Raw genomic sequence first — 23118 nt, forward strand, 5'->3', positions numbered from 1 at the left:
CCCTCCTGATCCCCGGCTGATGCGGCGGCGGAAACACCGGGGAACTGAATTACGGTCCCGCCAGCGGCGGACCTGAGAGACGGCGGGGAAGTGGGCTCCCGCATGAAGCCTTGGGCCTCGCCGTCTCCGTCTGAATTTGAAGGTCGTTTCATGTGTATCTCCTTCGTCTCTAAGCAAGACCGAAGTTCGCACAGAAGGACGACAAGATGTTGGGAAGTGACGACAAGAGCTTGGGGAAATCTCCCAAGGCGAAACGCACCAAGGCAAGAGCAATGAGTCCGGTAGCAGAAGCACAGATGGATATGAGGTTGGCTTTTCCCCCTGCGCGGTACGGGAAGCTGGAGAACGTCTATTATCACGCTGTCAGGTTCATCGCTCCTCGTGTCGATAAGCATTTCACTCTTCGCCGCGCCCGCGCGATCTGGGAAGGGACCGCCCGCCGGATCGACAGTGAAGAAATGGACGCCCTCAGGCAGGCGAAGATCGAGGAGACCCGCCGTGAACAGAAGGAACTTCGTGCCCGTTTGGCTGCGCTGGATGAGATGCTTGCCTCAGTCGATGCGGCTCTCGCTTGCCCGCCGTTGGCAGGGGAAGGCGAACGGGTACGCGGCGCTGGCGGAATGGATCGCTCCGGAACTCCGTGAAGAGATCGGGGAGGGCGAGTGATGCAGAACATCGGAAAGATGCTCCGCTTTCTCGACGGCGAAATCGCCGGCCTTCAGGCCCGTATGTCGTCCTACGGCAACGCCGCTCAAGAGGCGAAGCTCGTCATGCTCAAGGACATCCGCGCGCTTGTCGCCTCCCTCGATGACAGGAGGGCGAGCGCATGACCTGGTTGGACGAAGCCCGCGCGATCATCAAGCGCTATGACGCCGAGACGCCCGGCACGACCTCGCTTACCGACCGCAAGCGGCACCTCCGCCAGCTTTGCCCTGCGCACTTCCGCTCGACGAGCTGGGGCCGGAAGGTCTGGCCGAAGGCCTGCAAGGAACATCTCAAGCGCTTCGAGCCTGTAGCGAAATCGGATGCTGCTATTCCGGTCGGCCATCTATCTCCGCTTGAGCGCATGATGCGGAGGGCAGGGGCATGAACTATAACGAATTCCTTTTGCAGAAGAGCATATCCGATCCGCCCACTGGCATCACCCGGCGCATTGAGCTTCCCGAATATCTTAAGCCGCACCAGCACGATATTACCGCATGGGCGCTTCGCCGCGGCCGATCCGCCATCTTCGCCGGCACTGGCCTGGGGAAGACGTTGATGGAGCTCGTATGGGCTAAGGAAGTGGCGCAGGAGACGCGGCGCCCGGTCCTTATCCTCGCTCCGCTTGCCGTCAGTCATCAGCACGTCCGCGAAGGCAATAAGTTCGGCATATCAGCGACCGTGGTTGCAGCGCCATCTAGCGAGACCATCGATATCACGAACTATCAGAAGGTCGATCGCTTCGATCTTTCAGCCTTTGGCGGTATCGCTCTCGATGAGAGCTCGATCCTCAAAAACACCGACGGCAAGTACCGCAACCAGCTGATTGCTGAGTGCGCCTCCGTACCATTCCGCTTGGCAGCAACTGCCACACCGGCCCCGAACGATTTCATGGAGCTCGGCAACCATGCGGAGTTCCTCGGCGTAATGTCCTACACCGACATGCTCTCAACATTCTTCACCCATGATGGCGGCGATACGCAGAAATGGCGGTTGAAAGGGCATGCAGAGTCCGAGTTCTGGAAGTGGATGGCATCATGGGCCGTCATGCTGCGCATGCCCTCAGATCTAGGGTACGACAATACCGGATACGATCTGCCGCCGCTCCGCTACCATCAGCACACGGTAAGCGTCGATTATGCACCGAGCATGGAAACCGGCCTCCTATTCCCGATGGAAGCCAGAACGATGCAAGAGCGTATCGCTGCTCGTCGCGACAGCGTCGAAGAACGCGTTGAGCTCGCAGCATCGATGACGCCGGCTGACAGGCCTTTTGTATGGTGGTGCAATCTCAACAGCGAAGCCGAAGCCCTCACGAAAGCCATACCGGGCGCCGTCAATCTGCATGGCGGTCTCAAGGATGCTGAGAAAGAGCGCATCCTAATCGATTTCAGCGAAGGCAAGATCGAAAAGCTGATCACGAAGGCATCGCTCGCAGGGTTCGGCATGAACTGGCAGCACTGCGCAGACACGGGATTTGTCGGCCTGAATGACAGTTACGAGCAGCTTTATCAGGCGGTCCGCAGGTTTTGGCGCTTCGGGCAAACGAAGCCCGTCAATGCCCACATCATCGCATCGGAAATGGAAGGCGCCACCGTGGCGAATATCCGCCGCAAGGATCATGACGCCGAACGCATGGCCGCGGCGATGGTGATGCATATGGCTGACCTTTCCAGCCAGGAAGTGCGCGGCATGGTCCGCGACCGACCTGACTACGACCCTCAACTTCCAATGACAGTTCCGGCATGGCTTACGGGAGAAGCAGCATGAATATCAAAGCAGTCGATCAGGTCGTGACAGATCGCTATGCCATTTACCAGGGCGATAGCTGTGAGCTGATCCGCGGCATCCCAAGCGACACGATCCACTTCGGGATTCACTCCCCGCCGTTCGAGGGGCTGTATAAGTTCAGCAACTTCGACCGCGACATATCCAACAACGACACCCAGAGTTTCTGGACCCACTACCAGTTTCTTATCCAGGAGCTTCTCCGCGTCACCATGCCGGGCCGCATCCACGCAGTTCACTGCATGCAGCTTCCAACATCGAAGATCAGGCACGGGCATATAGGAATGCGTGACTTCCGCGGTGAGATCGTACGGGCATACGAGGATGCCGGCTGGATTTTCCACTCTGAGGTCTGCATCTGGAAGGACCCCGTCGTCGCTCAGCAGCGCACGAAATCGATCCGCCTGCTTCATAAGCAAATCACAAAGGACAGTACAATCAGCGGGCAGGGCCTCGCTGACTACATGCTGATGTTCCGTAAGCCCGGCGAAAACCCTGAGCCAGTCGACGGGATGTTTGATCGATACGTCGGTTATGGCAACGAGCCAACTAGCATCGACAGCCGCATTGCGTCTGGCAAGTCATCGGATGATGCGCAGAAATGGTTCTCGATCGAAGTTTGGCAGCGATACGCCTCACCGGTTTGGATGGATATCAACCAATCCAGGACCCTACAGTATCGCGCGGGTCGTGATGAGAAAGACGAGCAGCACATTTCCCCGCTGCAACTCGACGTGATCGAGCGTTGCATCGAGTTGTGGAGCAATCCCGGCGACGTGGTTCTAACCCCATTTCTCGGCATCGGCAGCGAGGTTTATGGGGCCGTTGCTGCCGGTCGTAAGGGGGTTGGGTTCGAGCTCAAGCCTTCCTATTTCCGACAGGCAGTTCGGAACATCGCAGAGCTGGACGAGGAAAAGACGGTCAACCTCTTTGCCATGGACGGCGCGGCATGACCTTCTGCGAAGCCTACGCCCTCTACGGCCGTGACAGCATGGCAATTGCCAAAGCCTGCGGAATTACCGAGGCCAAGGCCTACAACCTCATGGCAGCGCGTGCTGATCGCGACCGCGGCGTCATGCCGTATGCGGAGCGAAAAGCGAGAGAGAAGAAAAGCAAGCGCGCCTGGTACCTGAAGAACAAGGCTCGCCTCGCTGAGATGCAGAGGGAGGGGCTGGCATGAGCACCAAACCGTCTTGCATCCGCATCCCCATCACAGACATGCCGCCGTCGGCCAACGCCATGCGGTCGCATTTCTACGACGGCGAGAAGGTGCGCAGCGTCAAGAGCAAGCCCTATGCCGCCTGGAAGAAGGCTGCGGCGTGGGAGATTGCTGCTGCTCGCCCCGGCCGGATCTGTGGCCCGTATCGGCTCTACATCGCTGTCCAGCGCGACTGGCGCAGCAAGCGCGCCCGCGACATCGACAACATTATCAAGCCCGTATCCGATGCCCTGGTGGCCGCCGGCGTGCTCTCGGATGATCACTTGGCCGAAGAAGTGAATGCGAAGTGGGCTGACGATCTGGGAGGCCCTGCTGTCATCGCCTCGATCTATGTAGCCGGACTGGGGGTATCATGACAAACCCATGCCTCGAAGCTGTTACCAACGAGCTCGACAACGCATCCGTGCCGTATCGTATAGAGCACGGCGGAAAGCATATCCGCGTCCTTTATGGAGAGGATTATCAGCACCTTCATGTTGTTGCCGCCACGCCTAGCGACTGGCGCGCGCCGCTCAACGATCGGGCGCAGATTCGCCGCGATATGGCGAAGCATGGTTTCGTCGCCGCAAACGATGACTCCGGTGCGCCGGAAGGCGCGCTGATCTCGTTGACGGACGGAAAGCCATGCTGCTTCAGTTATGATCTGGCTGACCGGTTCAGAAAAGCGCATAAAAACGTGCTTCGCGACATCGACAAAATCAGATCGGAATGCGGGGCGGAATTTGATCGGCTCAATTTTGAGCCGATTGACTATCTCGATGCGAAAGGTCGAAAGCAGCGGGCATACCGCCTCACGCGTGATGGATTTTCTCTCGTCGTAATGGGCTTCACCGGGTCTGAGGCGACGACGTGGAAAATCAAATACATCGACGCTTTCAACGCGATGGAGGATGAGCTTCGGCGTTTATCCGTCGTTGACCACAGCGATGAAATCAAGGCGATCCGTGAGGAAGTCGACGCCGCTGTAACGCTGATGCTCGAAGCATCAGCGCCGGCTGTTCGTCACAAGAAGCCTCCGTTCATTCGTCCATCGATCATCCGCCGACAGAAGCAGATGATGAGGGCGAGGTCATGAGTAACCGGGCCTGGATGCCGCTCCACATTGCCGATTATCTCGCTGACACCGGACATCTGACGGCAGCCGAGCATGGCGCCTATCTGCTTATGATTATGCATTATTGGCAGAACGGTAATTTGCCTGAGAACGAGCGCCTTATAGCCCGTATTGCCAAACTGAGCGCCGAGCAGTGGGAGGAGAGCAGGGACATTCTTGCCATGCTCTTCGGCCCCGGTTGGTCGCATAAGCGCATCGACGCTGAATTGTCGAAAGCAGACGAGATCATTGAAAAGCGCCGCGCCGCCGCATCCGTGAGGCATGGGAAGGGCAAGACCGAAGCAAATGCAGAGCATGTGCAGAGCATGTGCAGTGATACGCGCGTGCCACCTTTAACCGATAACCTATCTACATCCTCACTTCGTTCGGATGTTTGCCCGGAGACGGAAAAATCCGCTCCTGCCCCGCAGTCACCTTCGGTGATCGATCTCCCTGCCACTCAAGGCATGGTCGTCAGCATCACGGAAGCCGACGTTGCCGAGTGGCGAGATGCTTTCCCCGCCGTCGACGTTCCGCAGCAGCTTCGGGCCATGCGGCAATGGCTCCTCGCCAACGAGCGGAACCGCAAGACCGTTCGCGGCATGCGGAAATTCGTCGTGTCATGGCTTGCCCGAGATCAGGACCGGGGCGGCGCTCGCCAGCACAACGGACACCATTCCCAAGCCCCTCCGCTGACCCTGCACCAGCAGCGGCACCAGGCCGCCCTCGATGCCTGCGACCGAATCCTCGGAGAGAAACGCGATGACGAACTTACCGGCAACACTCTCGACCTTGAACGCGGAGATTACCGCGCTCACTGACCGGTTGGCTCCAGCACAGGAAACGCATGTGACGGAAGCCATCCGCTCGTTGCTCTCCGCAGGGCTCTCGCTGCCGGGCAACATGGACGCTTCCAAGTCCCCGGAGATTTACGCCTATGCCTTGTCCAAGGTTTCGGCCACGGGTGTCCGCAAGGCCGTCGCCAAGCTTGTGCGCGGCGAATACGACCTCCGCAACAAGGCGTTCATCCCGACGCCGCCGGAATTTGCCGATCTCGCCCGGCACGAGACGCGGGAAATCGTGGATGATCTTTCGAGGCTCAAGGCTCGTCGGGAGGCTCTGACCGCTGAGAAGGCCCCGGACCACGACGAGGCGACGAAGGCCCGTATCCGCCAGCTCCTCAAGAATTTCCGCTCCTCCCGCGAGGCGGAGAAGGTGCAGAACCGCGAGCTTGCCGAGCCCATGGACGATGACCGGGCGGAATATTGGCGATCCATCATGGCATTGAAGGACGCGGACAACGTGACGGAAGAGCAGATGCAATTCCGCCGCCGGATTGAAAAGCGCGTGTCAGATACCGAGGCGACAGCGGAATTGAACGATAGGAGCGCGGCATGAACATCCACATTCCCGAGAAAAAGACTTCCAGGCGTACGAAGGTATGGACCGAGGAGCACATCGCCATCGCCGAACAGATGTGGGCAGAGGGATACAGCGGCGCCAGCATCGGAGAGAGGTTTGGCGTCTCCCGAGGAAGCGTCACGGCGATGGCCTGCATGTATCGTGATCGGTTTCCTTCGCGGGTCGGATCTGGCGCGGAGGACCGAGACGAGGAGCGGGTGGAATGGCTGAAGAAAGCCTCCGCTCTCTGGATGGAAGGCAAGACGGCTCATGCCATCGCGGTTGCGACCGGCATCAGCAGCGGGGCTGCGTATCATCGGATCAAGAAGCAGCATCCAGAACTGTTTCCGGCGCAGCGGTGCGCAGCACTCGTAGTCGAGAAGCAGGCCGAGTCTCCCGAGCCGAGATCATACATCGGCAACGGAAGATGGGTTGATCGGGTGCCCTACACGACACTGGCAGGATCGGTCGTCACTCTGCCGAGGGTTTCGATGATCAATGGCACGGAGGCATAACCATGGCAGAGATGAGCAAGGTAGAGCAGGTGGCGAGGGCAATAGAACCACGCGCTTTTTCTCAGTTTGAAAGCCTGCGGGACTACTGCCTGAAAAACGGTGATGACGAGGCAGAATCGCACCGCACCGCTGAGTGGGCGCATGGTCATGAAATCAGGCAGGCATTGGAAAAGGCCCGCGCGGCCATAGAGGCGATGCGGGAGCCGACAGAGGCGATGATGAGCGCTGCGATAGAGAAGATTGGCTACGAGGTCGATTGGGTCGGCGGGCTCATGGGCAGTTCCTACAGTGCAGGTGTGCAAGTCCTGGCTGATGGATACCGAGCATCGATCGGCGCCGCCCTTAACGAAGAGGTGGCGGGATGAGCAAGCCGCTCCACTATCTACGAGATTACGCGCGTGGGCTCTACCCGTTCTTGGCGTGCCTTGTTGGAGGGTTCTTCTTCACGGCGTTGGCCTTTGAAACATCTCTGGCTGTTCGGCTCATCTGCATTGCTTTCGGTTGTTGCTGTTACGCATGGGCAATCGACATGGCCGAGGCGCGGTCGAAAGCTCAAGGATCGTTCGACACGGCGGATCGCCTCATCACCGCGCTAACGAACGGGATGGACACGCAGATCACCGTCACCATCACGGAAAAGCGGCAAGCAGACTGAAATCGAACGGCGGAACACGAGGAACAGGAATGGCAAGAGCGAAAGCAGGAAGAAAACGTGATCACTCGGCGATGCGGACGCCGAGCGGTCAGAAGTCCAGATCGAAGGAAAGCCTTGGCCTAGAAGCCCGTCTCACATTAGAGGCTGCAACGTGGAAGCGTCGTCGGGATAACCCGGAACTGACCATCTCCGAAGCCAGACTTCCGGAATATGGGTCGGTGATCGAGCGCTGGCATCAGGAATGGCTACGGATGATGAAGAAGAATCCTGACAAGGCGCACGACAACATGTTCTCGCAGATGCATAAAGATGCGGCGGAGCGCTTTCAGGAACTTCATCGCCGCTGGCTTGCTGTTATTGGAGCAAGAGGGCAGCGCTCCGCAACAGATTTCGGCGGTGTAGGTGGCTACGACGGAAGTGACCCTTTCGAACAAAGCCGAGCGGAACGTGATGCCAACATCGAAGCGGACTTCAAGGCTGCCAGGACCGCAATTTTGGAATCTGGCCCATTCGGCATGATGGCGGTTGAGGCCATTGTCATCGAAAACCAGCCGGTAGAGAGTTTGCGCGGTGATCTCCGCCTCGCCCTCAACAGATTGGCTGTTTTGTGGAAAATGATGGCAGATGCGGCTTGACAAAGCCTTCGGCTTTGCGCATGAAATGGGAAAAGGCGATTTGCGGCTGGAAACTGCTTCGGCCGCTTTTTTTTGATTCCGCCCCGTATCCAGAGCCGAAAGGCCGGGAAGCTTAGTGTCACAAGCGTTATGAGGCATCGAGCCGACGGTGCGCAAAGGACATATCGGCACGAATACCAGGGGAAGCCGCTGCGCCCCGCCCATCGAAGTGACGGGTACGCAACCGTCGCCAGCGGCCAAGCCGGGAGGGTAGCCCGGCAATCAGTTTCGCGGGAAACAGCACTGGGAGCTGATCGGTCTCATAAACCGAAACAGGCTGGTTCAATTCCAGCTCCCGCAACCAGTTTGGGAAGGCGGATAGTCATTCGTGAAGGTCGGGGTTTGTGCCCGACCGTTCCTTCCCGAGCCGAGAGGGTGACATCTATCCCGCCCGCACTACGGTGCGGCTCGGCCCATATCTACTCATGGACCGGCCGCTTTCTCATTCCAGGAGGCAGCAATGAGCGCAGAACGCTTCCGCGAATGGCTCCGCAAGCTCGTTGGGAAGATCGCCGGTCAGCAGCCGGTAGCGGCGTAGAGGGCGACATGAGCAAGACCGTCATCCTCGACGACGCCGAGCGCGACCGCCGCCTCGTGAACCACATCAACGAGATCCTGCGCCATTGCAGGATCGGTCGGGTGGAGCCGAAGGCTCGGCCGGCGGTCTCGCCACGGATCGCGGACATCATGTTGCCGTACCCCGTCATGCCTGCGTGGCCCTTCGACAGCCCGAGCCCGCCGACGCCGATGTTCATGGACAAGTGCGGCTGCAAGGTTGGTTCTGTCTGCATGAATGCCGCCTGCCCTCATGCGGTCCAGGTGACTTGCGCCGCCTAAACCCTCCACCCCAGCAGAAAGGAACCAGCCCCATGAGCGCAGGATGGCAGACGGCCGTCGTGAAGCAACTCGCCGACAGCTATGAGTTCCTTTTCAACGCCCGCCTTGGCTCTGGCGACGACGGCCACGTAGAACTTTGGGAGTGTTACGAGCAATACCAGTGCGCCATTCGTCGAGCGCGAAGTACCGCCTAACCCCCGCATCCCCAAAACGAGAGCCGGGCTTAGGTCCGGCTTCTCAAAACCAATTCCACGCCATCCAGAAGCAAGCGTAGGCCAAGACACCTATCACAATCAGCCACGCAATCCGCCGAGCCATGACGCAACACTCCTCTGGTTCAAGCGGAAGCAGAATGACTGGTTAGGCCGCGAGAGTCGACCCGATGCTTCTCTCTGTATCCTCGGTGGAGGGTAGAGACAGAGATATCACGACGCTGGTCGGCAGTGGATTAGGACTTCCGCGTAACCCCTGTTGGCCCCCTCATTGACACCCTTCATGAGGGTGAGCGAGCAACGTTCCGCAGGTGCGGGCAGCGTCACAGGTTTTGCTAAAGGAAACTCAGTCTTTTCTCCTGCAAGGGTCCCGATGGCTGTGTCTTCCCTCACGAAGTAAAGCCCTAACGGCAACTTGTACGGTGTGATTTGATACGCGACGTCTGTTTTGAGTTTCAGAGTTTCATCCTGTTCGGGCAGGGCAACGAGTTCCAGCGCGGAGGTTATGGCCTCTGAGGCATTTCCGCCAGAAAGGTGTTCTTGTGCCTTTGTCAGATCAAAGCCAAGAGCTTTCATCTGTTCAACGACGCCGGCAGCGATGCGCATCTCTGTTTCCCGGCTTGCATCGAGCGCGGCCTGAGCGCGCTCTGCCGGCATGACGAAAGTGTATATGCTGATCGCGCTAGAAACCGCTCCGAGCAACCCTACCGCTCCGCTTAACAACCACTTGCCCATCCTTACCCCCTGTATGTGATCGGACACTGCCTAAGCGTTTGGTGCGGAGGTAAGGATTAGTCAATGCCAGTTTTGAAAAATGCCCGGCATGAAAAGTTCGCGCAGGCCGTTGCCAAAGGCAAGTCATGATTGAACGCCCACAACCACCGGAGAGCGTGTTCGCAGTGGATGGATCGCCTTTCACCCCCGCGCTCGACATGCCGGAATGGGTGCAGGTTACGTTCCTGGATGAGGCCTCGCCGGTGGCCAACCCCGAGCATGGTCATCTCGCAGAGGCTCGCATCGGCTACCTCTGGGCCGCCGTCGAAAACACCCGCAAGGGCAAGCGCGTCATAGGCCAATGTGAGACCGGAACGCCGCAGGGCGCGATGGGCAAGTGGGCAAAGGCCCGCGTTGAGCAGCAGATCAGGGAATGGTTCGGCTCAGTGCCGGATTTCATCATCACGCTCGATGCCAACTATTGCGCCGCCTGCGGTGATGCGGAGTTCATGGCTCTGGTGGAGCACGAGCTTTACCACGCCGCCCAGGACGTCGACAGTTTCGGCGCCCCGAAGTTCAACAGTCAGACCGGCCGCCCGGTCTTCACCATTCGTGGACATGACGTAGAGCAGTTCATCGGCGTGGTTCGGCGCTACGGGGCAGATGCCGCCGGAGTGCGCGAGCTCGTAGATGCTGCCAGCAGGCCGCCTGAGGTTGCCCGAGCCCACATCGAGCATGCATGCGGCACATGCAATCTGCGTGTGGCTTAACCCAGGTCGATCTGACCACTTATCACGAGGTCGGTGACATCGAGGTCGAAGCGTTGCACTCCGGTTGCCCCTTTGCCCGCCTTCTGGGTTGCCAAGTGCAGGAAGTAGGAAAACAGCCGGTTCCGTTGTCTCTCGATCTCGGTGTCCGAGATTTTCTGACCGACGTAGACCCCATCGCTGACCCTGTGCCCATCGACCACGACAGGCTGCTTCACTCTGTATTTCACGGGCCGGATAGTCATCGCTTATCTCCCTTGACTGGACTTTGACACGAAGATGGCAAAAGCGAAACTCTCCGATGAGGTGAAAACCTACATCGTCCAAGCCCTGGCATGTTTCGATAGCCCGTCGATCGTTGCTGCTTCAGTCAAGAAGGAATTCGGCGTCGAAATCAGCCGGCAGCTTGTCGAGAGCCACGACCCGAACAAGAAGGCGGCGTCGGGCCTCGCGCCCAAATGGCGTGCGCTGTTCGAGGAGACGCGCAAGACGTTTCTTGAGGATACGGCATCCATTGGTATCAGCCACCGCGCGGTTCGCCTTCGCGCTCTGCAGCGCATGGTCGACAAGGCTGAGACGCAGGGCAACATGGTGTTGGCGTCGTCACTGCTCAAGCAGGCGGCGGAGGAAGTAGGCGGCAGTTATACGAACCGGCGCGAGCTGACAGGGAAGGATGGAAAGGATTTGCCGGTGCCCGTATCACCGGTGACGATCTTCCAGTTGCCCGATAATGGCAGGGGATGAGAAGGGCGCGGCAGCAGCCCAGACGGTAATCAGGCCGCAGGAAGGGCCGCAGACGCAGTTCCTCGGGTCTTCGGCCGATATCGCGATCTACGGCGGCTCGGCAGGTGGCGGCAAGACGTGGGCACTCCTGATGGAGCCGCTGCGCCATATTGCCAACCCGCAGTTCGGCGCAGTGTTCTTCCGCCGCACGCTGGTGCAGGTCAGAAATGAGGGCGGCCTTTGGGACGAGAGCGAAAAGCTCTACCCCTGCCTCAACGCCAAGCCGCGGGTGGCGCCAGATCTGTCGTGGACATTTCCGTCCGGCTCGTCGGTCAGCTTTGCGCACCTCGAGCACGACAAGACGGTATCAAACTGGCAGGGCTCGCAAATCCCGCTCATCTGCTTCGATGAGTTGACGCACTTCACCCAGAAGCAATTCTGGTATCTGTTGTCGCGCAACCGCTCTATGTGCGGTGTTCGGCCCTACGTCAGGGCAACGTGCAACCCCGATGCGGATAGCTGGGTGGCGGAGTTCATATCCTGGTGGATCAATCAGGAAACGGGGCTTCCTATCCCGGAGCGTGCCGGCAAACTCCGCTGGTTCGTGCGGATCGGCGACAAGATCATCTGGGGCGATACGCCGGCGGACCTCGCCGACTACACCGCGCCAGACGAAAACGGCGAGCAAAAGCCGATCGAGCCGAAGTCGGTGACATTCGTCCCGGCCAAGCTGACCGACAACAAGGCGCTGATGGCGGCCGATCCCGGCTACCTAGCGAACCTCATGGCGCTGCCTACGGTCGAGCGGGAACGTCTTCTCGGCGGCAACTGGAAAATCCGGCCCGCCGCGGGGCTCCTGTTCCGGCGTGGTTGGTGCCAGGTTGTGGACGCCGTTCCCGCAAACGTCGTTCGCTGGATGCGGGGCTGGGACTTGGCGTCGACGCCGAAGGTTGAGGGAACGGACCCTGATGCGACGTCCGGGACAAAGATCGGGAAGCTTGCCGATGGCAGGTACATCGTAGCGCACAGCACAAGCGATTGGCTTTCCCCGAATGGCGTGGAAACGCTGATCAAGAATACGGCTGCTGCAGACGGCAAGGAAGTCCACATCTCGCTCCCGCAGGATCCGGGGCAGGCCGGCAAGTCGCAGGTGGCGAGCCTCGTCAAGATGCTCTCGGGCTACACAGCGCGGGCGACGCCTGAATCCGGGGATAAGGTCACGCGGTTCTCCCCGTTTTCCGCGCAGGCTGAGGCCGGAAACGTGCTCGTTCTGCGAGGACCATGGAATGAATCTTGGTTCACGAGCCTGGAAGGGTTTCCGGAAGCCAAGCACGATGATGATGCTGACAGCACGAGCCGCGCATTCAACGCTCTCATCACGAGCTTTGAGCCAGCCGCTCCCCTTTTCGGCACATACGGAAGGCAATCACGCTGATGGCTGACAATACCGATCTGCTGTCCACCAGCGGAGACTATCAAGCAATGGTGCCGTACTGGACGATGGTAGGCACCATCATGCATGGCGCTGCTGCGATGCGGAAGGTTCCGAAGTTCCTGCCGCAGTTCCCGAACGAGAGCAACGCGAACTACAAGTACCGTCGAGAGAACGCGAAGTTCACGAACATCTATCGCGACATCGTGGAGAACCTGGCGTCGAAGCCGTTCACGAAAGAGGTGCGGCTGGTCAATGAGAGCGTGCCTGAGCCGATCAAGGCCGTTGTCGAGGACGTGGACGGGCAAGGCAATCATCTTCACGCCTTTGCGACGCAATATTTCTTCAACGGCGTGAACAGCGCGATTGATTGGCTGCTGGTCGATCATACGCGGTTGCCAGAGGGCGCTACGCTGGCCGATGAGCGCAAGATGGGTGCGCGTCCGTTCTGGGTCAGGATCGCCGCCACGGATATGCTGGCGGTCTATTCCGCTGTGGTCGCGGGCAAGGAGCAGTTCGTCTACGCCCGAATGAACGAGACCTATGTGCGCCGGGCCGAAAACGGCATTGACGAGGAGACCGTCAGCCGCGTTCGCGTTCTCGTTCGTGATCCCATTGCCGATGAGGCGGGCCACGTTACCGACTACGCCCCAGCCCGCTACGAGGTGTGGGAGAAGGGCAGCGATGCTGGCGATGCATGGCAATTGATTGAGGAAGGGCCGATCACCATCGGCGTCATTGCCCTCGTTCCGTTCATCACCGGCCGGCGCGATGGTTCGTCGTGGCGTGTCTTGCCGCCGCTCAACGATGTGGCGGAACTCCAGATCGAGCACTATCAGGCGGAAACGAACCTGAAGATGGCGAAGGAGCAGACGGCGTTCCCGATGCTCGCCGGCAACGGCATCACGCCTCCCATGGAGGTCTACGAGAAGGACGATGGGACACGAGGCCAGCGGCCTGTTACCGTTCCGATCGGGCCAGCGTCGGTCCTCTACGCCCCGATGAACGACCAGGGGCAGCACGGCCAATGGCAGTACATCGAGCCGACCGCGGCGTCCCTCAAGTTCCTCTCCGATGAGGTGGATAAGCTGGAGCGCCAGATGCGCGAGATAGGCCGCATACCGCTCACCGCTGGCACGGCCGGCATGACGCAGATCACGGCCATGCTTCAGTCGCAGAAGGTTTCCAGCGCTGTGCAGGCATGGGCTTGGCTGCTTAAGGACGCTCTGGAAAAGGCGTTCAAATTCACGGCGATGTGGTTGAATATCAACGTGGAGCCCACCGTCTTCGTTAATACGAACATCGCCATCGACATCGGGACCGACAAGGCACCTGAGATCCTGCGCGGGATGCGACAGGATGGCGACCTCAGCCAGCAGACTTACTGGGAGGAGATGCGGGAACGCGGCGTTCTCAGCCAGGAGTTTGAAGCCGACAGAGAGATCAAGCGCCTCGAAGAGGAGTTGCCCGGTGACCCCGGCGACGACGAGCTCGCCGCGGCGATGACACCCCCGGCCCGGATTGCGGCGGAATGATCACTGTTGCTTGCGTCTTGAAGTCCGGCGGGGTCTACACTGCGGACTGGGTGCGGAAGCTGCGCGCCGGCGTGGCGCGACATCTTAGCACCGCTCATCGTTTCGCCTGCCTGACAGACATGGAGCAAGAAGTCGATGCGGCCGGAGTTGAGGCAATTTCCCTGCCAGAGTTGTGGCCGGGGTGGTGGTCCAAAATTTGCCTGTGGCATCCGTCTGTCGGGCTAACCGGCCGGGTCCTTTATTTCGACCTGGACAGCATTGTCGTTGGGTCGCTCGACCGGATCGCATCATTTCCACATCGGTTTACGATGGCGCACGATTTCAGCGTCGGGCATGCGTGCTCGACTGCCATGGCATGGAACGGGGATTTCTCCTTCATCACCGAGGCATTCAGGGCAGACCCGAAAGGGATTGCTCGCCGATACGACCGCATGCTGGCGAGCGAAAAGCGGATCGGTGACCAGGCCTTTATCGAGGACCAGCTCCTCTCCCATGGGGAGGAGATCTTGCTTTTCGACCAGGTCGCTGGCGAGCGTTCGATCGCCTCCTACAAGGTTGACCGGTGCCAGGGGGCACCGTGCATCGGCGCGGCCGTTGTGGCCTTCCACGGCAAGCCGAAGCCGCACGAGATCAAAACAGGATGGGTGCCCGAAATATGGCGGTAAAACACGGCGCCGTGCATCAACGCGGCATGGCAATCCTTTCCCGCCTTCCGACTGGCAACGTCATCGGCGTTGAAGTCGGGGTTTATCAGGGGCAGTTATCCGCGTTCCTTCTGCGAAACCGGAATGATCTCCAACTGATCATGGTGGATAGCTGGCTGCCAGAGCACGAGCAGCCGGACCATTACCGCGAGACGCGCGACTTCCTCGCCATGCAGGACGCGGAGACATGTTCGGCCAATAAGGCTGCAGCCATCATGGCGGTATCCTCGTTCGGAAGGCGTGGAACTGTCATCCATATGCCGTCTGTGGACGCGGCGGCACAATTCGACGACGGGTCGCTGGATTTCGTCTTCATCGACGCTGACCACAGCTATGAGGGCTGCAAGGCCGACATTCATGCGTGGGAGAGCAAGGTCCGAAAGGGCGGTTGGCTGTGCGGGCACGATTACCGCAACCCGCTGCAGACGGCTGATATGTCTGGAGTTGACCGAGCCGTGGGTGAATGGGCCGGCGGTAGGGCTGTCGAGACAGGCGAGAATTTCACATGGTTCGTCCAGCTTTAATCGTCGGGAGCGCGCTCAGCGTCTGGAAGGACGTCGAGGACGCGCTTGCTATGGGAGAGTTCGCAGAGGTCGTAACGTGCAACGACACGATCCCGAACTGGCCCGGCGAGTGCGTCGTCGTCACATTCCACCCGGAGAAGCTCATAGCGTGGCTGGAGGCAAGAGACCGGCGGGGCTTCCCCAAGCCGGCTGCGCTCTACGTCAAATCGGAGTGGCGGGAGAAGCAACCGCCGAACGTTGTTCGCGAAATTGAGGCGCTCGACATCATCGAAACCGATTATCGGTTTCCGGGGCAAACACACAGCGGCTCTTCTGGGCTCTTCTGCACCAAGGTAGCGCTTGTCAACCGAGGCCACGAAAGAGCCCTGTGTTGCGGAGTGCCTATGTCACCAGATGCCATGCATATCGTGCGGCAACGACGCTGGGGCGGCGCCGCGACGATGCAAGCCGGATGGCAGGAAGCCTATCCGGTGATCAAAGACAGCGTCCGGTCGATGTCTGGGTGGACGCGTGAACTTCTCGGCAAGCCGACGCCGGACTGGCTGCTAGGATAGCAGCGGTCGAAGCCGGCACTCACTGGCCCATACGGGCCGAACCCCGCGCGGGACGCGCAATCATCAATCCGGGATGGATTAGAAATGGCACTGAAAGCGATCGTTGATGCGGTCGACTCCCTGCCGGAGTCGGCGCGTGAATTCTATGTGAAGGACGAAACGTCGGGAAAATTTCGCCTCGATGTGGAAAGCGTCGACGGGTTCGCCCTTGAGGACGTGTCGGGCCTCAAGACAGCGCTCGGTAAGGAGCGTACGACGCGCGAGGGGCTGGAGCGCCAAGTGGTGAGGTTCAAAGACCTCGATCCCGACAAGGCCCGCGAAGCGCTGGCGAAGCTGGAGGAGCTGACCGCAATAGATCCGGCCAAGGAAGCCGACAAGATCGCCAACACGAAATTCGAGGCCGCCAAGTCGCAGCTTCTGGAGAAGCATAGCGGCGAACTGTCGAGCCGAGACGAGCGGATCAAGGGCCTGACCGGCACCATCGACGGCCTGCTGCGCGAACAGCGCGCTACCACGGCAATTGCCGAGGCCAAGGGCTCGGTTGATCTGCTGCTGCCGCACGTCCTCAATGCCACCCGCACCGTCGAAAAGGACGGCAAGTTTGAGGTCGAGGTCGTCGACAGGAACGGCAACGTCCGGATCGACGGCAAGGGCAACAACATGGATATCAAAGGCCTCATCGCCGAGATGAAGGCCTCTGAAGTTTTCGGCCGAGCCTTCGAGGCTTCCGGCCAGAGTGGAAGCGGGAAGCTTCCGGGCAATGGCGGCGGGGATCGCGGCCAGTTGAAGCGCAGCCAAATGACCAATGCCGACAAGGCGAATTACATCGCCGAGCACGGTCAGGAGGCATTCCTGAAACTGCCGAAGTAGGAGAACCCCCATGGCAGACGAAACCACCCTCAACTCGGACATGGTGATCTATAATCGCCAGGCACAGACCGCTTACCTGGAGCGCATCCAGGACGTGCTCGCCGTCTTCAATCAGAACTCTCAGGGCGCGGTTGTCATGCGCTCCGAGGCGATCGAAGGCGATCTCGACAAGCAGGCCTTCTACAAGATCGGCGGCGAAGTCGAGCACCGCAATGTGAACTCCTCTGCCTCCGTCGAAGGCAAAGCCATTGGCTCCGATGAGATCGTCGGCGTCAAGGCCCCGTGGAAGTACGGTCCGTACAAGACCACGGAAGAAGCCTTCAAGCGCCGCGCACGTTCCGTGTCGGAATTCGCCATGCTGGTCGGGCAGGACGCCGCTGATGCGACGATGGCCTACATGGTCCAGGCGGCGTTTGCCTCGCTCGAAGCCGCTATCGGCGGCAACACCGACATGGTGGCGACTGGCAGCTTCGCCACGGATCACAAGAAGGTGCTGACCAAGGGCATGCGGAAGTTCGGCGACCGGTTCAACCGTATCGCGATCTTCGGCATGGACTCTTCGGTCTACTTCGACCTCGTGGACGACGCGATCGATCAGAAGATCTACGAGGAAGCCGGCCTTGTGATCTACGGTGGAACGCCCGGCACCATGGGCAAGCCGGTCCTCGTCTCCGACCGCATCCCGGCCGATACGATCTTCGGTCTCCAGTCCGGCGCCGTCGAAATCGTGGAGAGCCAGCCGCCCGGCTTCCGCCTCTACAACATCGATGACCAGGAGAACCTCGCGATCGGCTACCGCTCGGAAGGTACGTTCAACGTCAATCTTCTGGGCTACTCGTGGGCCTACGATGCCTCCCCGCCGGCGCCGTCGAACCCGAACCTGACGCAGCTTGGCACCGCCGCGAACTGGCGCAAGTACGCAGACAGCGACAAGGCCACGGCAGGTGTGTTGATCGACGTCACCCCGGCGTCGACCTGATGACGTCGCGGGGCGGCCCAAGGTCGCCCCGCCCATCGACCACTACCGCACTCCCGACAAGGAGAATTTCATGTCCGGAACCGTGATCTATTCCACCCAGCGCTCGGGGTTCGAGCCCGGCATGACCTATCGCAATCCTCGCTTCTTTCAGAAGGCGCTTGCCTCCGGTGTGTCGAAGGTGATCGTGGTGGGGGACTGGCCGAAAGTGGTCAAGGCATATGAGGCGATCGGGATTGCCGTCGAAAGATATGGCCAAGGTCCGACTTCGCCTCACGGCGCACAGGATGCAGATACCGCCATCCCCGACGGTTGGCGCGATCTGCCGTGGCCCGAAAAGCGGCTTCTCGCGTTAGCCTTCTCTTCTGCGCCCGTCATCAACAGTTTGCAGGCGCATGAGGTGATTGAGGGCGAGATCGTGAAACGCGGCGGCGCCCTGAAGGCCGAAATCGGCACGGACAGCGGCGACCAGCTTTCCGACGATCAACTCCGCGTCGCGATCAAGGAAGCCACCGGCAAAGCTCCGCATCACAAGCTCGGGCGCGAGAAGCTGATTGAGGCATTCAACGTGCTCAACAAGCCGGCCGATCAGGACGAAGAGGCATCGAATGGCCTCACCCGTCGCGAGATCGAGGCCGACCTGACGGCCATGCATGTAGATTTCGACCCGCGCGACCCGCTGGAAGACCTCGCGGCTCTCCGCGATCTGGCTCGTGAAGAGCGCGGCGCATGACGACCGTTGCGTATCGCGACGGCGTGCTCGCCGCTGACAGTCGCTTCATGGTCAATGGCTGGAAACAGCCGCACCCGGCGAAGAAGCTATTCAGAATGAAGGACGGTGCGGTCTGCGCTGTCACAGGAGATTACGCAATTTCTGTCGAGTTCGTCCGTTGGCTTGATGGGGATCGCGCTCAACCTGCTCCGCAACTCGGCGATATGGGCAGGGTCATCCACATGGCCAAAGACGGTACTCTGACCATCTACGAGATGTCCGGCTCATTTGAGGTGAGCTGCGAGTTCACCGCGTTCGGCTCCGGCTCACCGGCGGCGCAGGCTGCCATGTACATGGGGGCGGATGCCATCAAGGCCGTGGAGATTGCCGCGCTGTTGGACGATGCGACCGGCGGGAACGTCTGCCACATGAAGTGCGAGGAATGACCGATGCTTTCCTTCACGACGCTCGCGGTCACCTTGGAAGAAGCCGACGCCTACGCTACTGCGCGCGCCTGGGCGAACTGGATCGGCACGGATGACGCAAAGACTGCCGCGCTTCGTAGAGGCCAGGATTTCATTGCTTCGGCCTACAATTCCCGCTGGATTGATGAATGGGACAATGACCATGCGCCGGAGGAGGTCAAATTCAGCATCATTGAGGCGGCGCGGCGCGAATTGGTCAAGCCCGGCAGCATGTCGCCCGACCTGAAGCGGGGTGGGAAGATCAAGGCGGTTGGCGCTGGGTCGGCTCGGGTCGAGTTCGCCGATGGAGCGCCGGCCGAAACGACATTCTCGATCATAGACGGGTTGCTGGCCGGGCTGGTGGCACCGAAGAGCGGAACGCTTGTCGGATTTGCAGCGAGGGCGTGATGAGCCTGCTGATCGACGAAATCGCCGAGATGGTCGCCGACGGCCTTCAAGCCGCGGACGTGGCCTACGAGCTGACGTTGACCCGCATTACGCCGGGCGAGGTCGATGAAGATGCGCCGTGGGTGCCGGTGCCTCCTGATGTGGTGGAAACGTTCGACTGCATGGGATGGGAAGAGGAATGGTCGGCATTCTATCTCGCCAACGACCTTGTGCAGTCCGGCAGCAAGAAAGTCTGCATTCTCGTGCCGACGTTGGCTGTTGAGCCGCAGCTCGGCGATGAAATCATCGTCCGTGGCCTGACCTATACGATTGTCGGCCCATCGAAGACTGACCCGGCCCGGGCGGTTTGGGAGATCGAGGCGAAACAGGGCAGTGCCGGCCCGCTAGATGAGGTGTCCTCGTAATGGCGCTCGGCAGACGGTTCCTCAAGACGGAGCATGCCGGCGCAAAGAACGGCGGCGGAGCTTGGGATAAGCGTGCCGACGCGAAGCGCAAGGCCAAACGGCTCCGGAGGATACAGAGCCGCAAGCTGGCTCAGTCAGAGGCGTCGAAATGCTGAAGCGTCTCTCTGAGCGTGAAATCCTTGAGCAGCTTGCCGCCGATTGGGAGCCGGCTATCCGCGCGGCATGGCGGGAGGCGCTGGCCAAAATCTCATCCAGCATTATCCTTGCCCGGCTCATTGAGCTTCTGGAGAAGGGCGACGTAGCCGGCGCGATCGATGCGCTGAACCTCGAACCTGAGATGTTCTCCCGCGTCGAGGTTGCTATCGTTCAGGCTTACAATGCGGGCGGGCTGGCCACGGTGGACGCCATGCCACACCTGATGGATCCGCAGGGCAACCGCGTCGTCTTCACCTGGGGCGTCCGCAACCTTGCCGGCGAGCAGGAAATTCGTCGTCATGCCGCTGATCTGGTCCGCGGGATATCGCAGGATATGAAGGATGGCATCCGCGAGGTGCTGACGAAAAACCTCGCCGAAGGCCGTAGTCCGAACGCGGCGGTTCGCGCCGTCGTCGGCCGGGGAAAGGTCGATCCTACAACCGGGATGCGCCAAGGCGGTGTTCTCGGGCTAACTCGCCAGCAAATGGAGCACGGCGAAACCCTCCGCGAAGCGCTGACAGCGGGCGATATCGCCAAGATGCGCGAGATTATCGGCATGCGCGCAGACGGCACCATCGATCCCGAAAAGGGGTGGAAGCTACGAGACAAGCGGTTCGATCGCTCCATAGCAAAGGCAATCAGGGAAGAGGCCGGCTTGCCGGCGGATACCGTTGCCCGCGCCGTGGGGCAGTACCAAGCACGGTCGCTCGACTTTCGCGGACGTGTCCTCTCGCGGCACGAAACCATGGTCGCCCTCGATAAGAGCCGGGACGATGCGTTTCGCCAGCAGATCAACGAAGGCAAAATCATCGCGGCGGACATCACAAAGACATGGAGACACACGCCGCGCCAGACAGAACGTTGGCAGCACCGGCAGATGGCAGGGCAGGAAGTCGGCTTCGAAGAGCCGTTCGTCGCGCCGGATGGAACGAAGCTGCGTTATCCGCGAGACCCTGAGGCTCCGGCGAAACACACGCTCAATTGTTTCTGCCGGGCTGAGTACCGTCTAAACTATACGGATATCGCCCTCCGCCGCTATCGCCAGAGGACGGGGCAGTAATGGCAAAGCTCTCTTTCTCCGCTCAGGTCGGGGACTGGATACTCCGCGTCAAGGAAGCGCAGGAGGCGGTTTTCAAGGAATCGGTGCAGGAGCTTGCCATCCAGTTGAGCGACCAACTGGAAACGATGATCTACGAGACGCCGGAGAGCCCGAACTACAAGCGGACCAAGTTCCTTCAGGCTTCCCTCATGGCGTCGAACGGCGAAATGCCGCGGCTTAGCATCGACAACCCCGGCGTGCCGGTCACGCCAGATTTCGGGCAGATCGAGCTCGTCATCAACAATGCCGAGATTGGGGAAACGATCTACCTCGGCTATACGGCTCGCTATGGAGCATACGTTGCATATGGAACTGAGCACATGCCTCCTCGTCCGTGGGTCCAACTCGTGGCCCAACGCTGGCAATCCATTGTCGCGGCGAAGGCCGCTGATGTGAAAGCCCGGTTCGGGCTTTGAGGTGACCATGCCCTCGATAGAGACAAATATCTGGATGGCGATCAAGGCCCGCATCCAGTCCCTTACCCTGTCGCCCGCGCTGCCGGTGGTCTGGCCGAAAGGTTCGGCTCCAACGTCTGGAAAATACCTCACGGTCCACTGGATGCCGAACGTCACCCAGCGCCGCGCCGTGTCGAGCAATGGAGCCCATCGCCGGCCGGGCATATTGCAGTTGACGATATTCTCGCCACTCAGCCTCAACCAGGCACCGGAAGTCGACACGGAACTCGCCGGTCAGATTGCTGAACATTTCCCGACCGATCACCGGATGACCTTCGGTGGTGTCTCCGTCCGTGTCCAGAGGGCACCGAGCATCTCGCAGGCATATCGGTCGGACGCATACTGGATCACTCCCGTCTCGGTCTTCGTGGAGACCTTGGCCTAGTCACCACATTCCATTCCCGGCGCTGACCGGGTAACTGCCCTGGCTGACCCGCCGGGGTTCCCTTCATGCCATCAAAGGAGACCCCAAATGGCAGTCAATACCGCATCCGGCACCAAGATTTTCGTCGGGCCGGCGACCGCGCTCTCCAGCATCGACTGGACCACTGACGAAACGGCACTTGCCAATTTCGAAGCCATTGCCGAAGGCAGTTGGAAGGTTGTCGGCGAGGTCGAGGACTTCGGCGAGCACGGCGACTCCGCTTCCGACGTCACGTTCACCTCGGTCGGTGACGCTCGTGTTCGCCACCTGAAGGGCGCCCGAGACGCCGGCACGCTGGCGCTGGTCGTCGGCGACGATCCGCTTGACGAGGGCCAGATCGCTCTCATCGCCGCGGAAAAGACCAACTTCCTGTACGCTTTCCGCATCGAATACGCCGACGCCCGCGACGAGAACCACACCGACTCGGTCGAATACTTCCTGGGTCTCGTCATGTCTCGCGCCAAGAACGTCGGCACGAACGACAACGTCGTCCGCAGGACGTTCAGCATCGGCATCTCGTCGGACATTATCGAAGTCCTCTCCGAGCCGATCTCTTCGTAAGCCATTCGCGCGTGAATAGGGCCGCCTTGTCGTCGGGGCAAGGCGGTCCACCCCGACAACCCGACGTATTCCCCGAAAGGATTGAACAATGGATCTTGCATCGATCGACACGAAGGAACTGGCCGAGACCGGCGCCGTCATGACCGTGGAGCACCCCGGCACTGGCGCGCCGGTCCTCGATGAAGCCGGCAAGGAGACGACGATCACCCTCTTGGGCGCCGATAGCGCCAAGCTGCGCAAGCGGCAGAACGATCTCATCAATGACGTGATGAAGAAGGGCTTCCGGCCGAAATCCGTCACGGCCGAGAAGTCCGAGGAAGACAAGATCGTCACGCTTGCTCTGGCAACCGTCGCTTGGTCCGGCATCAAGGTCGACGGCGAGGCGCTGGAATGCAATTTCGAGAATGCGAAGCGGCTGTACCGTCGACTTCCGTGGCTGAAGGATCAGGCGGATTCGTTCGTCGGTGACCGGGCCAATTTTACGAAGGCATAGCCTCGGAG

Annotated in this window: 35 protein-coding genes and 1 tRNA gene; 34 read left to right on the forward strand and 2 right to left on the reverse strand. The window is 60.2% G+C overall.

Features of this window, described 5'->3' with window-relative positions; translation table 11 throughout:
• Positions 1-206 precede the first annotated feature (206 nt).
• From NNZ72_RS22325 to NNZ72_RS22400, 16 genes are all read left to right on the forward strand, one after another.
• Positions 207-644 (forward strand): hypothetical protein, encoded by a 438-nt coding sequence (locus NNZ72_RS22325; protein ID WP_306766419.1) that lies wholly within the window; start codon positions 207-209, stop codon positions 642-644.
• Positions 645-662: 18 nt separating this feature from the next.
• Positions 663-830 (forward strand): hypothetical protein, encoded by a 168-nt coding sequence (locus NNZ72_RS22330; protein ID WP_257317930.1) that lies wholly within the window; start codon positions 663-665, stop codon positions 828-830.
• Positions 827-1090: a hypothetical protein gene (locus tag NNZ72_RS22335; RefSeq protein WP_257317892.1), complete on the forward strand. Its 264-nt coding sequence runs from the start codon at positions 827-829 to the stop codon at positions 1088-1090. Before NNZ72_RS22330 ends, NNZ72_RS22335 begins: the two co-directional genes overlap by 4 nt.
• Positions 1087-2472 (forward strand): helicase-related protein, encoded by a 1386-nt coding sequence (locus NNZ72_RS22340; protein ID WP_257317894.1) that lies wholly within the window; start codon positions 1087-1089, stop codon positions 2470-2472. Before NNZ72_RS22335 ends, NNZ72_RS22340 begins: the two co-directional genes overlap by 4 nt.
• Positions 2469-3443 (forward strand): DNA-methyltransferase, encoded by a 975-nt coding sequence (locus NNZ72_RS22345; protein ID WP_257317895.1) that lies wholly within the window; start codon positions 2469-2471, stop codon positions 3441-3443. The genes NNZ72_RS22340 and NNZ72_RS22345 overlap by 4 nt, the downstream gene beginning before the upstream one ends.
• Entirely contained in the window at positions 3440-3670 is a 231-nt protein-coding gene (locus NNZ72_RS22350) for a hypothetical protein (protein WP_257317896.1), read from the forward strand. The genes NNZ72_RS22345 and NNZ72_RS22350 overlap by 4 nt, the downstream gene beginning before the upstream one ends.
• A complete protein-coding gene (locus tag NNZ72_RS22355; RefSeq protein ID WP_257317897.1) occupies positions 3667-4065 on the forward strand; it encodes a RusA family crossover junction endodeoxyribonuclease in 399 nt (132 codons plus the stop codon). Before NNZ72_RS22350 ends, NNZ72_RS22355 begins: the two co-directional genes overlap by 4 nt.
• Positions 4062-4784 carry a Rha family transcriptional regulator gene (locus NNZ72_RS22360; protein WP_257317898.1) on the forward strand — a complete coding sequence of 241 codons (723 nt, stop codon included), beginning with the start codon at positions 4062-4064 and terminating at the stop codon, positions 4782-4784. The genes NNZ72_RS22355 and NNZ72_RS22360 overlap by 4 nt, the downstream gene beginning before the upstream one ends.
• Positions 4781-5623 (forward strand): YdaU family protein, encoded by an 843-nt coding sequence (locus NNZ72_RS22365; RefSeq protein WP_257317899.1) that lies wholly within the window; start codon positions 4781-4783, stop codon positions 5621-5623. The genes NNZ72_RS22360 and NNZ72_RS22365 overlap by 4 nt, the downstream gene beginning before the upstream one ends.
• A gap of 28 nt (positions 5624-5651) precedes the next feature.
• Positions 5652-6200: a hypothetical protein gene (locus NNZ72_RS22370; RefSeq protein WP_257317900.1), complete on the forward strand. Its 549-nt coding sequence runs from the start codon at positions 5652-5654 to the stop codon at positions 6198-6200.
• Positions 6197-6718 carry a hypothetical protein gene (locus tag NNZ72_RS22375; protein WP_257317901.1) on the forward strand — a complete coding sequence of 174 codons (522 nt, stop codon included), beginning with the start codon at positions 6197-6199 and terminating at the stop codon, positions 6716-6718. Before NNZ72_RS22370 ends, NNZ72_RS22375 begins: the two co-directional genes overlap by 4 nt.
• Positions 6719-6720: 2 nt before the next feature.
• The gene (locus tag NNZ72_RS22380) at positions 6721-7083 is read left to right on the forward strand and encodes a hypothetical protein (protein WP_257317902.1); all 363 of its coding nucleotides are present in this window, start codon (positions 6721-6723) and stop codon (positions 7081-7083) included.
• Positions 7080-7373 carry a hypothetical protein gene (locus NNZ72_RS22385; protein WP_257317903.1) on the forward strand — a complete coding sequence of 98 codons (294 nt, stop codon included), beginning with the start codon at positions 7080-7082 and terminating at the stop codon, positions 7371-7373. Before NNZ72_RS22380 ends, NNZ72_RS22385 begins: the two co-directional genes overlap by 4 nt.
• A 29-nt stretch (positions 7374-7402) precedes the next feature.
• On the forward strand, positions 7403-8008 hold the full coding sequence (locus tag NNZ72_RS22390) for a hypothetical protein (RefSeq protein ID WP_257317904.1): 606 nt from the start codon (positions 7403-7405) through the stop codon (positions 8006-8008).
• 268 nt (positions 8009-8276) lie between these two features.
• Positions 8277-8351: transfer RNA gene (locus NNZ72_RS22395), tRNA-Met, on the forward strand.
• 242 nt (positions 8352-8593) lie between these two features.
• The gene (locus NNZ72_RS22400) at positions 8594-8884 is read left to right on the forward strand and encodes a hypothetical protein (RefSeq protein WP_257317905.1); all 291 of its coding nucleotides are present in this window, start codon (positions 8594-8596) and stop codon (positions 8882-8884) included.
• A gap of 425 nt (positions 8885-9309) precedes the next feature.
• Here NNZ72_RS22400 and NNZ72_RS22405 read toward each other — a convergent pair whose 3' ends face one another.
• Positions 9310-9831, reverse strand: coding sequence for a hypothetical protein (locus NNZ72_RS22405; RefSeq protein WP_257317906.1), 522 nt, complete (start codon positions 9829-9831; stop codon positions 9310-9312).
• A gap of 125 nt (positions 9832-9956) precedes the next feature.
• Here NNZ72_RS22405 and NNZ72_RS22410 point away from each other — a divergent pair, with 125 nt between their 5' ends.
• Positions 9957-10580 carry a putative metallopeptidase gene (locus tag NNZ72_RS22410; RefSeq protein ID WP_257317907.1) on the forward strand — a complete coding sequence of 208 codons (624 nt, stop codon included), beginning with the start codon at positions 9957-9959 and terminating at the stop codon, positions 10578-10580.
• Here the strand turns inward: NNZ72_RS22410 and NNZ72_RS22415 are convergent.
• On the reverse strand, positions 10577-10822 hold the full coding sequence (locus tag NNZ72_RS22415; protein WP_133036996.1) for a hypothetical protein: 246 nt from the start codon (positions 10820-10822) through the stop codon (positions 10577-10579). The genes NNZ72_RS22410 and NNZ72_RS22415 overlap by 4 nt on opposite strands.
• A gap of 34 nt (positions 10823-10856) precedes the next feature.
• Between NNZ72_RS22415 and NNZ72_RS22420 the strand changes: the two genes are divergently transcribed.
• The 17 genes from NNZ72_RS22420 to NNZ72_RS22500 all read left to right on the forward strand — a co-directional run bounded on the left by NNZ72_RS22420 (position 10857) and on the right by NNZ72_RS22500 (position 23110).
• Positions 10857-11321, forward strand: coding sequence for a DUF2280 domain-containing protein (locus tag NNZ72_RS22420; RefSeq protein WP_133036997.1), 465 nt, complete (start codon positions 10857-10859; stop codon positions 11319-11321).
• A complete protein-coding gene (gene terL / locus NNZ72_RS22425; protein ID WP_133036998.1) occupies positions 11308-12735 on the forward strand; it encodes a phage terminase large subunit in 1428 nt (475 codons plus the stop codon). The genes NNZ72_RS22420 and terL overlap by 14 nt, the downstream gene beginning before the upstream one ends.
• Positions 12735-14267, forward strand: coding sequence for a DUF4055 domain-containing protein (locus tag NNZ72_RS22430; protein ID WP_257317908.1), 1533 nt, complete (start codon positions 12735-12737; stop codon positions 14265-14267). Before terL ends, NNZ72_RS22430 begins: the two co-directional genes overlap by 1 nt.
• Positions 14264-14932, forward strand: coding sequence for a hypothetical protein (locus NNZ72_RS22435; protein ID WP_257317909.1), 669 nt, complete (start codon positions 14264-14266; stop codon positions 14930-14932). Before NNZ72_RS22430 ends, NNZ72_RS22435 begins: the two co-directional genes overlap by 4 nt.
• Positions 14923-15495 (forward strand): class I SAM-dependent methyltransferase, encoded by a 573-nt coding sequence (locus NNZ72_RS22440; RefSeq protein ID WP_257317910.1) that lies wholly within the window; start codon positions 14923-14925, stop codon positions 15493-15495. Before NNZ72_RS22435 ends, NNZ72_RS22440 begins: the two co-directional genes overlap by 10 nt.
• A complete protein-coding gene (locus NNZ72_RS22445; RefSeq protein WP_257317911.1) occupies positions 15477-16049 on the forward strand; it encodes a hypothetical protein in 573 nt (190 codons plus the stop codon). The genes NNZ72_RS22440 and NNZ72_RS22445 overlap by 19 nt, the downstream gene beginning before the upstream one ends.
• A gap of 84 nt (positions 16050-16133) precedes the next feature.
• Positions 16134-16919 (forward strand): hypothetical protein, encoded by a 786-nt coding sequence (locus NNZ72_RS22450; protein WP_257317912.1) that lies wholly within the window; start codon positions 16134-16136, stop codon positions 16917-16919.
• A 10-nt stretch (positions 16920-16929) separates the two neighbouring features.
• Complete coding sequence (locus NNZ72_RS22455; protein WP_257317913.1) at positions 16930-17898, forward strand: major capsid protein; 969 nt, start codon at positions 16930-16932, stop codon at positions 17896-17898.
• A 70-nt stretch (positions 17899-17968) separates the two neighbouring features.
• On the forward strand, positions 17969-18628 hold the full coding sequence (locus NNZ72_RS22460; RefSeq protein ID WP_257317914.1) for a hypothetical protein: 660 nt from the start codon (positions 17969-17971) through the stop codon (positions 18626-18628).
• Entirely contained in the window at positions 18625-19053 is a 429-nt protein-coding gene (locus tag NNZ72_RS22465) for an Ntn hydrolase family protein (RefSeq protein ID WP_257317915.1), read from the forward strand. Before NNZ72_RS22460 ends, NNZ72_RS22465 begins: the two co-directional genes overlap by 4 nt.
• A 3-nt stretch (positions 19054-19056) precedes the next feature.
• On the forward strand, positions 19057-19479 hold the full coding sequence (locus NNZ72_RS22470; protein ID WP_257317916.1) for a DnaT-like ssDNA-binding protein: 423 nt from the start codon (positions 19057-19059) through the stop codon (positions 19477-19479).
• Positions 19479-19883, forward strand: coding sequence for a hypothetical protein (locus NNZ72_RS22475; RefSeq protein ID WP_257317917.1), 405 nt, complete (start codon positions 19479-19481; stop codon positions 19881-19883). Before NNZ72_RS22470 ends, NNZ72_RS22475 begins: the two co-directional genes overlap by 1 nt.
• A gap of 148 nt (positions 19884-20031) precedes the next feature.
• A complete protein-coding gene (locus NNZ72_RS22480; protein WP_257317918.1) occupies positions 20032-21138 on the forward strand; it encodes a head morphogenesis protein in 1107 nt (368 codons plus the stop codon).
• Positions 21138-21593 (forward strand): HK97 gp10 family phage protein, encoded by a 456-nt coding sequence (locus tag NNZ72_RS22485; protein WP_257317919.1) that lies wholly within the window; start codon positions 21138-21140, stop codon positions 21591-21593. Before NNZ72_RS22480 ends, NNZ72_RS22485 begins: the two co-directional genes overlap by 1 nt.
• A gap of 34 nt (positions 21594-21627) precedes the next feature.
• Complete coding sequence (locus tag NNZ72_RS22490) at positions 21628-22017, forward strand: phage tail terminator-like protein (RefSeq protein WP_257317920.1); 390 nt, start codon at positions 21628-21630, stop codon at positions 22015-22017.
• Between the two features lie 87 nt (positions 22018-22104).
• Positions 22105-22617, forward strand: a complete 513-nt coding sequence (locus NNZ72_RS22495; RefSeq protein ID WP_257317921.1) for an iron ABC transporter substrate-binding protein — start codon at positions 22105-22107, stop codon at positions 22615-22617.
• A gap of 88 nt (positions 22618-22705) precedes the next feature.
• On the forward strand, positions 22706-23110 hold the full coding sequence (locus NNZ72_RS22500; RefSeq protein ID WP_257317922.1) for a hypothetical protein: 405 nt from the start codon (positions 22706-22708) through the stop codon (positions 23108-23110).
• Positions 23111-23118 lie beyond the last annotated feature (8 nt).

The organism is Shinella pollutisoli (assembly GCF_024609765.1).
Classification (GTDB): Bacteria; Pseudomonadota; Alphaproteobacteria; order Rhizobiales; family Rhizobiaceae; genus Shinella; species Shinella pollutisoli.